Source organism: Oribacterium sp. FC2011 (assembly GCF_000701645.1).
GTDB lineage: Bacteria > Bacillota > Clostridia > Lachnospirales > Lachnospiraceae > Oribacterium.
This window is the reverse complement of the sequence record NZ_JNJM01000009.1, coordinates 1-14,304: the sequence shown is the minus strand read 5'-3', so window position 1 is coordinate 14,304 and position 14,304 is coordinate 1. Positions and strand designations below refer to the sequence as shown.

Annotated in this window: 16 protein-coding genes, 1 pseudogene and 1 other annotated feature; of the genes and pseudogenes, 12 read left to right on the top strand and 5 right to left on the bottom strand. The window is 44.9% G+C overall.

Annotated elements, in window-relative coordinates; translation table 11 throughout:
* The first annotated feature begins 24 nt into the window (after window positions 1–24).
* The 3 genes from T357_RS0108560 (at window position 25) to T357_RS0108545 (ending at window position 4,437) form a co-directional block, all read left to right on the top strand.
* Complete coding sequence (locus tag T357_RS0108560; protein ID WP_031551030.1) at window positions 25–1,029, top strand: rod shape-determining protein; 1,005 nt, start codon at window positions 25–27, stop codon at window positions 1,027–1,029.
* Between the two features lie 221 nt (window positions 1,030–1,250).
* A complete protein-coding gene (gene recD2, locus T357_RS0108550; RefSeq protein ID WP_031551027.1) occupies window positions 1,251–3,572 on the top strand; it encodes an SF1B family DNA helicase RecD2 in 2,322 nt (773 codons plus the stop codon).
* Entirely contained in the window at window positions 3,562–4,437 is an 876-nt protein-coding gene (locus tag T357_RS0108545) for a ComF family protein (protein WP_242840084.1), read from the top strand. Before recD2 ends, T357_RS0108545 begins: the two co-directional genes overlap by 11 nt.
* A gap of 277 nt (window positions 4,438–4,714) precedes the next feature.
* On the opposite strand, the gene T357_RS0108540 is transcribed toward T357_RS0108545, so the two are convergent.
* A complete protein-coding gene (locus tag T357_RS0108540; protein WP_029201704.1) occupies window positions 4,715–5,623 on the bottom strand; it encodes a LysR family transcriptional regulator in 909 nt (302 codons plus the stop codon).
* Between the two features lie 301 nt (window positions 5,624–5,924).
* Here T357_RS0108540 and rpmG point away from each other — a divergent pair, with 301 nt between their 5' ends.
* The 7 genes from rpmG (at window position 5,925) to rplL (ending at window position 9,245) form a co-directional block, all read left to right on the top strand.
* A complete protein-coding gene (rpmG, locus tag T357_RS0108535; protein ID WP_029201705.1) occupies window positions 5,925–6,074 on the top strand; it encodes a 50S ribosomal protein L33 in 150 nt (49 codons plus the stop codon).
* Window positions 6,074–6,271, top strand: coding sequence for a preprotein translocase subunit SecE (gene secE, locus T357_RS0108530; protein WP_031551021.1), 198 nt, complete (start codon window positions 6,074–6,076; stop codon window positions 6,269–6,271). The genes rpmG and secE overlap by 1 nt, the downstream gene beginning before the upstream one ends.
* Window positions 6,272–6,282: 11 nt before the next feature.
* Window positions 6,283–6,813 carry a transcription termination/antitermination protein NusG gene (nusG, locus tag T357_RS0108525; protein WP_029201707.1) on the top strand — a complete coding sequence of 177 codons (531 nt, stop codon included), beginning with the start codon at window positions 6,283–6,285 and terminating at the stop codon, window positions 6,811–6,813.
* A gap of 63 nt (window positions 6,814–6,876) precedes the next feature.
* Window positions 6,877–7,302, top strand: coding sequence for a 50S ribosomal protein L11 (rplK, locus tag T357_RS0108520; protein WP_031551017.1), 426 nt, complete (start codon window positions 6,877–6,879; stop codon window positions 7,300–7,302).
* 18 nt (window positions 7,303–7,320) lie between these two features.
* Window positions 7,321–8,013 carry a 50S ribosomal protein L1 gene (gene rplA, locus T357_RS0108515; protein ID WP_044916570.1) on the top strand — a complete coding sequence of 231 codons (693 nt, stop codon included), beginning with the start codon at window positions 7,321–7,323 and terminating at the stop codon, window positions 8,011–8,013.
* A 47-nt stretch (window positions 8,014–8,060) separates the two neighbouring features.
* Window positions 8,061–8,197: a sequence feature (ribosomal protein L10 leader region), on the top strand.
* Between the two features lie 38 nt (window positions 8,198–8,235).
* Window positions 8,236–8,730: a 50S ribosomal protein L10 gene (gene rplJ / locus T357_RS0108510; protein WP_031551011.1), complete on the top strand. Its 495-nt coding sequence runs from the start codon at window positions 8,236–8,238 to the stop codon at window positions 8,728–8,730.
* Window positions 8,731–8,870: 140 nt separating this feature from the next.
* Window positions 8,871–9,245: a 50S ribosomal protein L7/L12 gene (gene rplL, locus T357_RS0108505; RefSeq protein WP_031551008.1), complete on the top strand. Its 375-nt coding sequence runs from the start codon at window positions 8,871–8,873 to the stop codon at window positions 9,243–9,245.
* A 51-nt stretch (window positions 9,246–9,296) separates the two neighbouring features.
* On the opposite strand, the gene T357_RS0108500 is transcribed toward rplL, so the two are convergent.
* The 4 genes from T357_RS0108500 to T357_RS0108485 form a co-directional block, all read right to left on the bottom strand.
* The gene (locus T357_RS0108500; RefSeq protein ID WP_197027322.1) at window positions 9,297–10,139 is read right to left on the bottom strand and encodes a metal ABC transporter permease; all 843 of its coding nucleotides are present in this window, start codon (window positions 10,137–10,139) and stop codon (window positions 9,297–9,299) included.
* Window positions 10,123–10,833, bottom strand: a complete 711-nt coding sequence (locus T357_RS0108495; protein ID WP_031551002.1) for a metal ABC transporter ATP-binding protein — start codon at window positions 10,831–10,833, stop codon at window positions 10,123–10,125. The genes T357_RS0108500 and T357_RS0108495 overlap by 17 nt, the downstream gene beginning before the upstream one ends.
* Before the next feature lie 15 nt (window positions 10,834–10,848).
* A complete protein-coding gene (locus tag T357_RS0108490; RefSeq protein ID WP_031550999.1) occupies window positions 10,849–11,853 on the bottom strand; it encodes a metal ABC transporter substrate-binding protein in 1,005 nt (334 codons plus the stop codon).
* A 137-nt stretch (window positions 11,854–11,990) separates the two neighbouring features.
* Window positions 11,991–12,401, bottom strand: coding sequence for a Fur family transcriptional regulator (locus tag T357_RS0108485; RefSeq protein WP_031550995.1), 411 nt, complete (start codon window positions 12,399–12,401; stop codon window positions 11,991–11,993).
* 284 nt (window positions 12,402–12,685) lie between these two features.
* Here T357_RS0108485 and T357_RS0108480 point away from each other — a divergent pair, with 284 nt between their 5' ends.
* Both T357_RS0108480 and T357_RS0108475 read left to right on the top strand, forming a co-directional pair.
* The gene (locus T357_RS0108480; RefSeq protein ID WP_155991329.1) at window positions 12,686–13,777 is read left to right on the top strand and encodes a GGDEF domain-containing protein; all 1,092 of its coding nucleotides are present in this window, start codon (window positions 12,686–12,688) and stop codon (window positions 13,775–13,777) included.
* A gap of 321 nt (window positions 13,778–14,098) precedes the next feature.
* Window positions 14,099–14,304: pseudogene (locus tag T357_RS0108475) on the top strand (carbohydrate ABC transporter substrate-binding protein); the annotation flags it as partial.

The following is a 14,304-nucleotide window of genomic DNA, read 5'->3' as shown; positions in this document are numbered from 1 at the left end:
TATGGTATTTGATAGGAGATTTTAATGTTTTCATTGATTTCAAACGATATCGGAATTGATCTTGGTACTTCAAGCGTGCTTGTGTATATCAAGGGCAGAGGTGTGGTTCTCAAGGAGCCGGCTGTCGTTGCTGTCAATAAAGACACCGGCAAGGTTATGGCTTATGGTGAGGATGCCCGTCTGATGCTTGGAAGAACACCTGAGAACATAGCGGCTGTTCGTCCGTTGAGACAGGGTGTTATTTCGGACTATACATTAACAGAGCAGATGCTCAGGCACTTCATTGATAAGGCTGTGGGCAGACGTACTTTGCGTAAGCCCCGTGTATCGGTTTGTATCCCTTCCGGCGCAACAGAGGTTGAGAGGAAGGCGGTCGAGGATGCTACCTATCATGCAGGAGCAAGAGAGGTTACCATCATTGAGGAGCCTGTGGCTGCAGCCATAGGTGCCGGTATAGACATTAGCAGACCTCAGGGCAATATGATCATCGATATCGGTGGAGGCACTTCCGATATAGCAGTTATCGCTCTTGACGGACCGGTTGTTTCTGAGTCCGTTAAGGTGGCAGGTGATGATTTCGATGAAGCCATCATCAGATATATGCGTAAGAAGCACAATCTTCTTATAGGAGAGAGAACGGCGGAGGATATCAAGGTCAATATCGGCTGCGCAAGCAAGAGACCTGAGAATATCACTATGGAAGTGAGGGGACGTAACCTGGTTACGGCACTTCCAAAGACTGTGGTAGTCAGCTCCGACGAGATCATGGATGCGCTTCTGGAGCCGGCAACCATGATTGTAAATGCTGTACATAATGTTCTGGAGCGTACACCTCCCGAGCTTGCAGCTGATATATATGAGAGAGGTATCGTAATGACGGGCGGAGGGGCTCTGCTTTACGGTCTTGACAAGCTTATGCAGGAGAAGACAGGAATTAACTGTGTACTTGCTGAGGATCCTCTCACTGCTGTCGCTATCGGAACAGGTAAGTTTATCGATATTGCAAACAGCGACGATGATGATCTTTAATACTGATGGAAATGATGTGCAGCTCACATTTTCTGAGAGTTGATCGTTAAATGCAGAAGTAAAAGGATTGTAAACATGATATATTCTAGGGGTAGCCTTCAGGGGCTGCCCTTTTTATATTAAAATAATGAAAATGCAGAAAAAGCTTTACACATCCGCGGGCTTTCCGAAGTCTATGCTGGATAGTGAATATTTCGGAATATTAAAGAAGGAATTTAGAATTGGATTTTTTTGAGGGATATATAGACCATATTATATATAGAAGTGATTCCACCGGCTACACGGTTATGGTCGGAGTCATGAAGGGTAAGGACTACACCCTGGTGGGTACGGTTCCCGGGATAGAAGCCGGTGAAAATATCAAGGCCGACGGTCATGAAACCACCCACCAGATTTACGGTACCCAGTTTGTTATCGATAAATACCAGGTGGTGGCTCCCGAGACCGCTGAGGCTGTGGAAAGGTATCTAGGTTCCGGAGCCATAAAGGGTATAGGTGCCGCCATGGCTGCCCGCATTGTAAAGAAATTCGGTGACGATACCATGCGCATCATCCAGGAGGAGCCGGAGAGACTGGCTGAAGTCAAAGGCATTTCCAAAAGCAAGGCTGTGGATATAGCGGCTTCCGTGAATTCCAAAAGAGATATGCAGGATGCGGTAATGTTTCTGCAGCAGTACGGCATTTCCATCAATATGGCGGGAAAAATCTACTCACATTACGGAAATGAAATGTACGATATCATCCGGGATAATCCCTATAAGCTTGCCGAGGATATCGAAGGCATTGGCTTCCGTACCTGTGATGAGATTGCTCAGAATGCCGGTATAAAGGCGGATTCCGATTTTCGTATCGAGTCCGGTATTCAGTATGCCCTTTCCATGGCTGAGGGAAACGGACATTGCTATCTGCCGCTGCCTGAGCTTTTGCAGGCATCCGAGGTGCTTCTCAATATCACCATACATGAAATTAATCATTACCTTATAGACCTTCAGATGCAGGGGAAGGTCATAGTGAAAAATGCTGCGAAAAAGATGACTCTCGATGATTTTCTTTCGGAGAGCGGAAGCGGGGATGTGGTTTATAATGCTGACGACAGGAACACAGACCCGGATACCAGAGTCTACAGAGCATCTTTATATTACACAGAGCTTCAGGTGGCAACGAAGCTTCAGGAGTTAAATATCGAAGGCGCAGAAGAACCGGATGAGGAACTGGAAGAGATAATAGACGAAATAACCGAAAAAGAAGGTATAGAGCTTGATGACCTCCAGAGAAAGGCTGTTTCCATTGCGGTTAATTCAGGACTTCTGGTCATTACGGGAGGTCCCGGTACGGGAAAAACCACTACCATCAATACCATCATAAGAGTTTATGCCGAGAAGGGTAAAACCATTCTTCTGGCAGCCCCCACCGGCAGAGCCGCAAAGAGGATGTCGGAGTCCACAGGCTGGCCGGCCTCCACCATTCACAGACTTCTGGAGTATCAGGGAAGACCTGAGGAGGATGACAAGGAAGGACTTGAGCAGGTAAGAGGTCATTTTGAAAGAGACGATCTGAATCCTTTGGAGTGTGATGTGGTAATCATCGATGAGATGTCCATGGTGGATATATTTCTCATGAATTCGCTTCTTAAAGCTATACACAAGGGCACCAGGCTTATCATGGTAGGTGACGCTAATCAGCTGCCTTCCGTGGGGGCCGGAAATGTTCTGAGAGACATCATTAGCTCAGGCTGCATACGTACGGTGAAGCTTAATCATATTTTCAGACAGGCCGCAGAGTCCGACATAGTTGTTAACGCCCATAAGATCAACGAAGGCGCAAAGGTGGATCTCGGCAAAAAATCAAAGGATTTCCTGTTTATAAGGAATCAGAATCCGGATCAGATATTCAGCTCCATCACGGCACTTGTGACAGATAAGCTTCCGGGGTATCTCGGTGTGGATCCTCTTGAGATTCAGATCATGACGCCTCAGAGAAAGGGTGCTCTCGGAGTTGAGAGACTTAACCAGCTCCTTCAGGAAAAACTTAACCCCAAGGATGGAAAGAAACCGGAGAAGGAAATAAACGGTACCCTGTTCCGCCTTGGAGACAAGGTTATGCAAGTAAAGAATGATTACAACCTCATTTGGGAAATCAAGGGCAGATTCGGTATCCCCATCGAAAAGGGAGAGGGTGTGTTCAACGGAGACATTGGCACAATAACAGAGATCAATAATTTTGCCCAGACCCTTACGGTTCAGTTTGACGACAGATTTGTTGAATATGAGTTCAAACAGTGCGACAGCCTCGATCTGGCCTATGCCATAACCATACATAAGTCCCAGGGGTCAGAGTATCCGGCGGTGGTCATCCCCATGTACCAGGGCCCGCAAATGCTTATGAACCGCAATCTTCTCTACACTGCAGTCACCAGAGCCAAGAGGTGCGTGTGCCTCGTGGGAAACCCGCAGATATTTGAGCAGATGATAAACAATGAATCCGAGGCAAGGCGATATTCGTCCCTGAAGGAGAGGCTGCAGGAGATAAAGGATGCAGGGTGATGTTGTTAAAATGCGAGGAGGTTCAGAGGAGGCATCCTTAAGGAGTGGGGCCGGTGAATATGGTTTCTCTGAGGAATCTCGTATGTTTGATGGAGAAAAATACAGTTCAATGAAAATTCGATCAGGGAAGGGCTATGGTCAATGGGTTTCAGAGAGAGTGAGAGCTGCGATGACTGAGCTTTTATTCCCTAGAAAGTGTCCCATCTGCGAGGATATAGTATCGCCCAGGGGAGAGTTGATCTGCCCTGAATGCACCGGCCGAATCCACTTCATCACAGAACCTGTATGCAAGGTCTGCGGCAGAGAGATCGTGTCGGAAGAGGAGGAGCTTTGCAGCAACTGCAAGCGCCACCGATTTAGTTTTGAGTACGGCTATGCCCTCATGAGTTACAGCGATGAGGTTGCTCATTCCATTACGAGAATAAAATATACCGGTGCAAGGGAGTTTCTTGATTATTATGGAAAGAAAGCGGCTGAGCTTTACGGAGACAGGATAAAGCAGATGGGGGTGGATGCCATTGTGCCTATTCCGGTGCATAAGTCGAGACTCAGGAAGCGCGGCTACAACCAGGCAGCAGTCCTTGCGGATATCATGGGAGCTGCCCTTGGTATTCCAGTCTACGAGGAAGCCCTGAACAGACATAAAAAGACCGCAGCACTAAAGGAACTTAATGCTGCGGAAAGACTTAAAAATCTGACGAGTGCGTTCTATGCGGGTTACATCCCGCGAGATCTGCACTCAGTATTGATAGTAGATGACATCTTCACCACCGGCGCAACCCTTGAGGCCGCCAGCCGCTGCCTGAAAGCCGCCGGCGTGGAAAGGATATATTGTTTCGCCCTTGCTATAAAGGCGGACGGCTAATCGGACCAGTTCAGCCGGGGCACGGTCAAAGCCGGAGGGCATCCAATTAAAACCGAGACGCTTCGTCAGAAAAATCTAAAATCAGACCCCTAAGAACCACTAGGCCCTCGCCAATGTCAGAGTTCTCTTTATGACAACATCTGACTTGGCGAGGGGGCTAAGGAAAAAGGAAACCAAGTGGTTCTAAGGGGTCTGATTTTGATTTTTCATGACTCAGCTTTACGGTTTTAATTGGATGCCCTCCGGCTCCGTCTGTGTCCCGGCTGAACTGGTCCGATTACCCTTCTGTCCAGTAATCCCTTGCGAGATCAATGAGGTTTCGCATAGGCTCGGACAGATACTTGTCTTTGCGGTATACGGCATAGGCATTCATTACGGGATGGGTCTTCAGCTTTATGAGACGCACATCATCCGGAATCTCAACGTGATGTGAAGCTCCGATAAGAGCGGCACATTCATCCGCTGCCACAAGAGCAAGCTCATAGTTGATACCCTCGGCGTCCATATATACATCAGGCTCAAAGCCTGCCTGCTCAAATACCATCTCGGAAACATAACGCTCGGTTGAATCCTTTGGTCCGAGGAAGAAAGGAACATCCTTGAACTTCTGGATATCGATAACCTCTGTGCCGTCCTCTTCGGTTTCGATTTCATTTACCAGAGGATTTGATGAAGCAACGGCCAGAACCATTTCCACATGGCTTAAGAACTCATACTGAAGACGGTAGTTCTGCTTGTCACCCATGAGGATGATACCGAGATCGATGGTACCGTTCTTTACCAGCTCCTGGGCCTTCAAGCCCTTCATGATATTAAGCTGGAGCTTAACTGTAGGATTCTGCTTGTGGAACTGACGGTAGATGGAAGTCATCATATAATCGGCTTCGATACCTGCCGCTCCGACGGCGATTTCTTCATTATGAAGTTTTGCAATGTCGGAGATCCTTGAGTAACAGTCCTTCTTCATGGCTATCATCTTCCGGGCGGTGTCAACATAAATCTTGCCGGCTTCGGTGATGGCCCATTCATTTCCTCTTCTATAGAAGAGTTTGGTTCCGAGCTCCTTCTCAAGATTTAGAAGCTGCAGATTAAGGGCGGGCTGGGAAATAAAAAGCTTGTCTGCGGCGCGGGTAATGTTTTTTTCCTCTGCTATACGTATGATATTTTCAATTCGACGTAGATCCATGGTGTGCCTTCCTATTAAGATGTATAGAGTGATAAGTAAAGACGCCGGAACGGGTTTGAAAGCTCCGGACTATAACATTGCTTTGTTACGCTTACTAGATAGTATATAAACTATTATAATTTTAATCAATTACAAATGTGATAATCACTAAAAAATTTAAATAACAGAAGGTTTTGGCGTTTTGCTTGACGATATCGGGACTACATGTTATAGTTTGCACGTAAACAAGGGGCTCAGCCCTATTTTTTATGCACTAATTTCGTAGTCATGCGGAGTTAAGAATCATTGGAGGTGAACAGCCGTGCGCACAAAGATTATTTTAGCATGTACAGAATGTAAGCAGAGAAATTACTTCACGACTAAGGAAAAGAAGAACCATCCTGAGAGAATGGAAATTCGTAAGTATTGCAGATTCTGTAAACAGCACACGCTTCATAAGGAGACAAAGTAATGGACGAGAAGAAGAGTTCCGGTTTAGAGAGCTTCTTCAAGGGTCTCAGGACGGAATTTAACAAGATTATATTCCCGAATAGACAGGACGTTATCAAGGAGACTACAGCTACTATCGTTGTAGGTTTGCTTATAGGAGTAGTTATCGCAGTTCTTGATCTCATCATGAAGACAGGACTTGGCTTTATACTTAAGTAAAGGGGATATCGATGTCAGAGACAAATTCTGCAGCTCGTTGGTATGTAGCGCATACCTATTCAGGCTACGAGAACAAGGTTAAGATGGATCTGGAAAAGACCATTGAAAACCGTGGTCTTCAGGATCTTATTCTTGAAGTCAGCGTTCCGATGCAGCCGGTCATTGAAATGAAGAACGGCGTTGAGAAGAAGACTGATAAGAAAATGTTCCCGGGCTATGTTCTCGTTAATATGGTCATGAATCAGGAAACCTGGTACGTTGTGAGAAATACACGTGGCGTCACCGGATTTGTTGGCCCCGGATCAGAGCCAACGCCTCTTTCAGAAGAGGAAATCATAAGCCTCGGCTATAGAAAGTCAGAAGTGCTTGTGGATTTCGCATTGGGAGATACAGTTTCTGTTATTTCCGGAGCATGGAAGGATACAGTCGGTGTCATCAGCGAGATCAATGATCAGAAGAAGACCGTTACCATCTCAGTAGAGATGTTCGGCAGAGAAACTCCTGTAGAGTTATCCTACGGAGAAGTTCAGAAACTCAGATAACAAAGTATGGGAGGGTTAGCGAATAGTTCGTCTACCCCGTAATTACCACAAGGAGGTGCCATAATGGCAAAGAAGGTAGAAGGTTATATCAAGTTACAGATTCCAGCTGGTAAAGCAACACCGGCTCCACCAGTAGGTCCTGCTCTTGGACAGCATGGTGTAAATATCGTTGCATTCACAAAGGAGTTCAATGCAAGAACAGCTAACGAGGGTGACGTTATCATCCCTGTAGTTATCACTGTTTACGCTGACAGAAGCTTCAGCTTCATCACAAAGACTCCTCCTGCAGCAGTTCTTATCAAGAAGGCTTGTAAGCTTCAGAAGGCATCAGGCCAGCCTAACAAGAACAAGGTTGCTACAATCAGTAAGGCTGATCTTCAGAAGATTGCAGAGACAAAGATGAAAGATCTTAATGCTGCATCACTTGAAGCTGCTATGTCTATGATCGCCGGAACATGCAGATCAATGGGCGTTGAAGTAGAGAAGTAATAGGGAGGTCAACTGATTATGAAAACAGGTAAGAGATATAATGCAGCTGCTCAGGGCGTAGACAGAGCTGTAAAGTACAGTGCAGTAGACGCTATCGAGCTTGTAAAGAAGAATGCAACAGCAAAATTCGACGAGACCGTTGAACTTCACATCAGAACCGGTTGTGACTCACGTCACGCTGATCAGCAGGTTCGTGGTTCCGTTGTACTTCCTGCCGGAACAGGTAAGAAGGTTAGAATCCTCGTATTTGCAAAGGGCGCTAAGGCTGATGAAGCTCAGGCAGCCGGTGCAGATTTCGTAGGAGCAGAGGAGCTTATTCCTAAGATCCAGGGTGGTTGGTTCGATTACGATGTAGTAATCGCTACACCTGATATGATGGGCGTTGTTGGACGTATCGGTCGTCTCCTCGGACCTAAGGGCTTAATGCCAAACCCTAAGACAGGTACTGTTACTATGGATGTTGCCAAGGCAATCGCTGATACTAAGGCCGGTAAGGTTGAGTATCGTCTTGACAAGGCTAACATCATCCACGTTCCTGTTGGAAAGGCATCTTTCGAGACAGATAAGCTTCAGGAGAACCTTAGCGCACTTATGAGTGCTATCGTTAAGGCTAGACCTGCAACTCTTAAGGGAACATACATGAAGTCAGCTACTCTGACATCTACAATGGGTCCCGGAGTTAAGCTTGATACTGTTCAGTTCGGTGCTTAATTAAAGAATACATATTGGTTATTGACAATCCGATAATCGGATGTTAATATACGCAACGTATTAACCCGAAGACAGCAGGTGGTACCGTAAAGTACCGTAAGACAGAACGCCTGCCGAGGAAAGATACAAACGATTTAGTTTGTTCAACCCCGTGTCTTTTGGCATGGGGTTTTCCTTTTAGAAAGGTTTATACGAAATCTTATAAGGAGGAAAAACCGTAAAATGGCAAAGGTTGAAATTAAACAGCCAATCGTTGACGAGATCAAGGCACTTTTTGATGGTGCTGTAGCTGTTACTGCCGTTGATTACCTCGGACTTACTGTTGAGCAGGATACAATCCTTCGTAAGCAGTTAAGAGAGGCTGGTGTTCAGTACAAGGTTTACAAGAACACTCTTATCAAGAGAGCAGCAGAGGGTACAGATTTCGCTCAGCTTGATGACGTACTTGAGGGACCTACAGCTATTGCAGTATCAAAGGATGATCCTGCAGCAGCAGCAAGAATCATCTCTAAGTTTGCTAAGACAGCTCCTAAGCTTGAGCTTAAGGCAGCAGTTGCTGAAGGCAAGCTTTATGACAAGAACGAGGTTCAGGCTCTTGCAGCTATCCCTTCAAAGGAAGAGCTTCTTTCAAGACTTTGTGGTTCTCTTCAGAGCCCAATCGCAAACTTCGCACGCGTTATCAATCAGGTTGCAGAGAAGAGCGAGCCTGCAGCTTAAATCTAAGCTTAAGGCATCGTGAAGCAGCTTAAGCTTCACATGGTAATCCAAGGATTACAAAAGCAATGTAAATTGCATAGTTTATAACAATTATTATTATCAGTGCCTCGGGCACAAATTTCTAAATGGAGGAAATAAAAATGGCTAAGTTAACTACAGAAGAGTTTATCGCAGCTATCAAGGAGCTTTCTGTTGTAGAGCTTAATGACCTTGTAAAGGCTGTTGAGGAAGAGTTTGGTGTATCTGCTGCTGCAGGTGTTGTTGTTGCAGGTCCTGCTGCAGGTGCAGCTCCAGCTGAGGAGAAGACAGAGTTCGACGTAGAGCTTACAGAGGTAGGCGCAGAGAAGATCAAGGTTATCAAGGTTGTTCGTGAGGCAACTGGTCTTGGTCTTAAGGAAGCTAAGGAAGCTGTTGAGTCAGCACCTAAGGTACTTAAGGAGCAGGCTCCTAAGGCAGAGGCTGAAGAGCTCAAGAAGAAGCTTGAGGAAGTTGGCGCTAAGGTTACTCTTAAGTAATTTAGAATCAATAGTAAAAAATCCGCATGGGTTAAACCCATGCGGATTTTTTTATTCGCCTTTAAAACTTCCTATACCACAGTGTATCAGGAAAAGTATCAGATCGAATATAACAATGGTGGAACCCACCGGTGTGGAAGCCAGGATGGATACCAGGATTCCGGTTACGGCTCCGAAGATTGAAAGAACCGCAGAATAAACGATTACGCCCCGGAAGCTCTGGAACACTCTCATTGCGGAAAGCACCGGGAACACCAAAAGGGCAGTTATCAGAAGCGATCCAACCAGGTTCATGGCAAGTACGATGACCATTGCGGTGATGACGGCTATCAGAGTCTGATAAGCGGCTGTATTGATGCCTGAGGCTTTGGCAAAACTTTCGTCGAAGGTCACCATAAAGATACGGTTATAAAACAGTACGAACACCAGAACGGTTATGATGGAAAGAACGATACATAACGTAACCTGCTCTCCTGTAAGGGTCAGAATCGATGTGGATCCGAACAGGGTTGTACATACATCGCCGGAAATATTGGCTGAGGTGGAAAAGGTGTTCATAAGAAGATAACCGATTGCAAGGGCTCCCACGGAGTAAATGGCGATGGCTGAGTCTCCGGTAAGCTTCTTGTTCTTTCCTCCCGCCAGAAGTAAAACCGCGGTAATGATAGTGACGGGAAGTATGATCACCATCTGATTTGTAACCTTAAGTACAGAGGCAACTGCCAGGGCTCCGAAGGCTACGTGGGAAAGTCCGTCTCCGATGTAGGAAAAACGCCTCAGCACCAGTATTACCCCCAGAAGGGACGAACAAAGGGCGGTCAGAACCGCAACTATGAGTGCGTATTTTACAAAGGGAAATCCCATATAATACTGTAGTTTAGCTATCCATTCCATCGGATTCCTCCTTGTTTAACTTGATGTAATTCTTGCTTTCCAGGTATGCATCCCTTTCTAGGAAGAGACTGCTGTCTTTGTTTACATGCAATACATGGGAAGCATACTGGAGGGCATTGAGATCGTGGGTTACCATGAGGATCGAGGTGCCGTTGGCATTAAGCTCTGATATAAGCTGATAAAGCTCGTCCGTTGCGGAAGGATCAAGGCCGCTTATGGGCTCGTCCAGAACCAGAAGCTTGTCCGTTGCACAGAGGGCTCTGGCAAGAAGTACACGCTGCTGCTGTCCGCCTGAAAGCTGTCGATAACTCTGAGAAGCAAGATCTGCTATGTGGAGCTGTTCCATCATGTTTTCTGCGGTCTGTTTCTGTTCCTTACTATAGAAAAAGCCGAAACCCTTTGTGATGGTTCCGGAAAGAACGATTTCACGAACTGTTGCCGGGAAATCGCGCTGTACTAATGTTTGCTGGGGAAGGTAGCCTATCTCTCTGGGAGTCAGTCCGTCACCGAGAGTTATGGAGCCTTCACAGGCACTCTGCAGATGGAGAATGGTTTTCATAAGGGTACTCTTTCCCGCACCGTTTTCTCCCACAACGCAGATGTAATCGCCTTTATTGATCTCAAAATTGATATCTTTTGCCACTATATAGGGACTGTAGCCTACGGCCAGGTCCGTGCACGTGATATATGCCATTGATGCCTCCGGGGCTTATTTCAAGCCCAACGCTGTCTTTAATGTCTTCAGGTTTTCTTCCATGGCTCCGAGATAAGTCTTTCCGCCATTTATAGCTTCCTGAGATACCGACTGGATGGAGTCTATAACCAGAATCTGCTGATTCTTTGATTTTGTATTGTTAAGAATGGTTTTGGCCACCTTCTGATCACCATTCTCAATGGTGAGGATGGCAGGTACCTGCAGCTCATCCACCTTGTTGGTGAGGAAAGAAATAGTTTCAAAGCTTGCTTCAGTTTCTGCTGAGCAGCCTACAAAGGCAGCATAGTAATCGAGGTTGTAATCGTCCACAAGGTAGCGGAAGGGGAAGCGGTCTCCGAAGATGATGGTCTTTACAGGAGCGGCTTCAACAGCTTTTTCGTATTCCTGATCAAGAGCCTTAAGCTCAGCCACATAATTATCGCAGTTTGTTTTTACTGTATCTGCAGATTCCGGTGCCAATGTCTCGATACGGTCAGCAATCATTTCAGTGAGGGTTTCTGCATTTCTGAGGGAAAGCCAAACGTGCTCGTCATACTCCACTTCGCCTTCTTCGTGGTCATCTTCCTGCATTCCTTCTTTAAGCTCTTCTTCCTTTACACGACTTCCGAGAGCATCCAGCATATTTATGGAGATGAGGCTTGGGTTTACAGCATTTTTAAGAGCGCCCTCCACCCAGGAGTCGGACTCGCCTCCTATATATATAAAAAGATCTGATGAACCTATGGTTGCGATATCTACGGCACTTGGCTGATAGCTGTGAAGATCAGCTCCTGTATTCTGGAGGTAAGTGATCTCAAATTTATCGTCCAGGCCCTTTGTGAGCTGACATACCCAGTCGTACTGCGGGAAGCTGGTGCAGACAACGGAAACCTTATCAGTTCCGGAGGCACTTGACTGCATATTGTTTGATACTTCGGGAACAGAATTTTGGCTGCAGCCTGCAAGTGCTGAAGCTACAATGACCAAAGAAATAATTCCTGCAAATAAATTTTTTTTCATTATAAGAATGACTCCTCGTGTTAAAGTATTTTCTTGAGTTTTAATAGCAGACATTCAGATTTAGATCTGACTGGTTCATCGTTTAACGCCGGTTTTGAGCTTTGACATCTGACACTCAAATGTAAATCTGAAATAGGTTACGCCCTTTTTCTGCAATCCTCACATAAACCGCAAATGGTTGTCATGTCGGCCTCTATGGTGAAGTTGTATTTCTTCATCATGTGTTCAAAAAACATTTCACAGGTGTCATGCTCCAAATGAAGGATCTTGCCGCAATTCCTGCATCTTGCATGTAAATGATTATGACAATCTACATGCTCCGAAACAAACTGGTAGAAAACAGAATCGGATTCCTGCCCCTTTGTTTTAAGAAGCATACCTTCCGAAGCCATCTTCTCAAGATTTCTGTATATGGTAGCGGTATTGATATTAACATTCTGCTCTTTTGCATAATCCATTATCTGCTTTGCGCTGAAAGCAGATTCCTGATGTTCTTTTGCATAGCTTTCAACTAAATAACTTCCTTTTGAATGATAATGACGCTGCATATAATAGTCCTTTTTGAATAACAAATTATAAATTGCAAATCAATTGCAAATTTCCGACTTGCGCTATAATAACCTTACAGAAAGCCAATGTCAAGACTTTTGCAAATGATTTGCAAATTTTAGGCGTATAAGATATGTAAATATTGTTCTTTAAAAATTCATAATTTGGGTATACAATGGGAAAACTAACATGAACAAAGGAAGCATTGGGAACATTTGACCAATCAGACTTCCCCAAACAGGCAGCATTCAAACACTGCTTTCTCATATATAAAGAAGAGTTTATGAGCAGTTTAGAGTATTTAAAAATATTATTTACGACGACTCCGGATGTAGATGTACAAAACAGAGCCGATGATGAGAATGCCTACATAATGAAATATCTGACATTTGGTTTTGCTGTAGCGGAGCTTATTGCGATGGTTATATTTCTTCTTATAGGAAATGGACATTACAGCAGCAACTATAGCGTAAAACAGGCTTCAATTGGATTTCTGATAAATTTTGGATATTGCATTCTGGTCAGGTTTGCAAGGTTCTTCAGTCGAAACAGAACTCACAGGAAGATACTTAATGCCATATATTTTATCGCCCTTATCCTATGGAGTATCCATATTTCGATATATCATTATAAGATCGGAATGCAGATCAGTATTTTTTATGTTGTAATGATGGGAGTAACCTGCCTTGTGACACTACCTCCGAAATTTGCGACGGCTATGATACTGCTTGCTTTTGATGTCTTATTCTTTTTGGCATATCGATATGACGGAGCCGCAAATATTCATTCTGTGAACTATTTCTCCCTTGCCTTTATGTGCGTGACAGGTTCAGTTATGAGATTCAAAGCAAAGATAAGATCCATCAGTCAGATGATAGAGCTTGAACGTATCAATGCGGTGCTTGGCAAGGAAGCAAGGGAAGACAAGATTACGGGTCTTCGTAACAGGTTTGGTTTAAAAGATGACTATCAGAAGCTTGTAAGCCATGAAATATGCATCATAATGATAGACATTGATCATTTTAAAAAGTTCAATGACACCTACGGACATATCGTCGGAGACAGGGTATTGATTGATGTTTCCAATGCTTTGAAGGGGGCATTTTCACCCGGAATCGGATATCGTTTCGGCGGAGATGAGCTGATGGTCATCCTGAGGGATATTGGTGAAGATGAGGTCAAGGAAAAGATCAGCCTGTTCCGGAAAAAGATTGGCGGGATAGAAATAAGTGAGGTTGAACATAAAATAACCTGCAGTGTGGGCTATGCATTCGGCCGCGTAGAGGGTACCGAGGATTTTGTGGAAGTGAACCGGCAGGCAGACAACAAGCTTTATGAGAGCAAAAAACATAGTCCGGAATGGGTTGAAAAGTAAACAAAAGGCTTCGCCCGGAATGGGTCAAAAAACAAACAAAAGTCCTGGTACTGAATTGATTCAAAAATAAATAAAATGAAATCAATTTGAAAGAAATGCGTTTCGTTTGTTTGTGATTATTATCAATTTAGGAAGTATCTAAAAAGAATACTTGTTGAAAATCAACAGAGTTTTTCAAAAAAGGGCGGTTTTGTACCGCTCTTTTTTAATGCTTTGAATTTGACATGGAGGATGCAAAAGTGTAAAATCCGACTTTGTATTTGAAATGAGTCCCACCAGAATCAAAGGGACTGACAGTTCAGATCAAGGAGGAGAAAAAATATGAAGAAATTAGTAATGATGACAGCAACAGCAGGTCTTATGCTTGCACTTTCAGCATGTGGATCAACTTCAGCACCTGAGGCTACAACAGCTGCAGCTCAGGAGACAACAGTAGCAGCAGAGGAAACAACTGCAGCAGCAGAGGAAACAACTGCAGCAGCAGAAGAGACAACTGCAGCAGCTGAGGAAACAACAGCAGCAGCTGA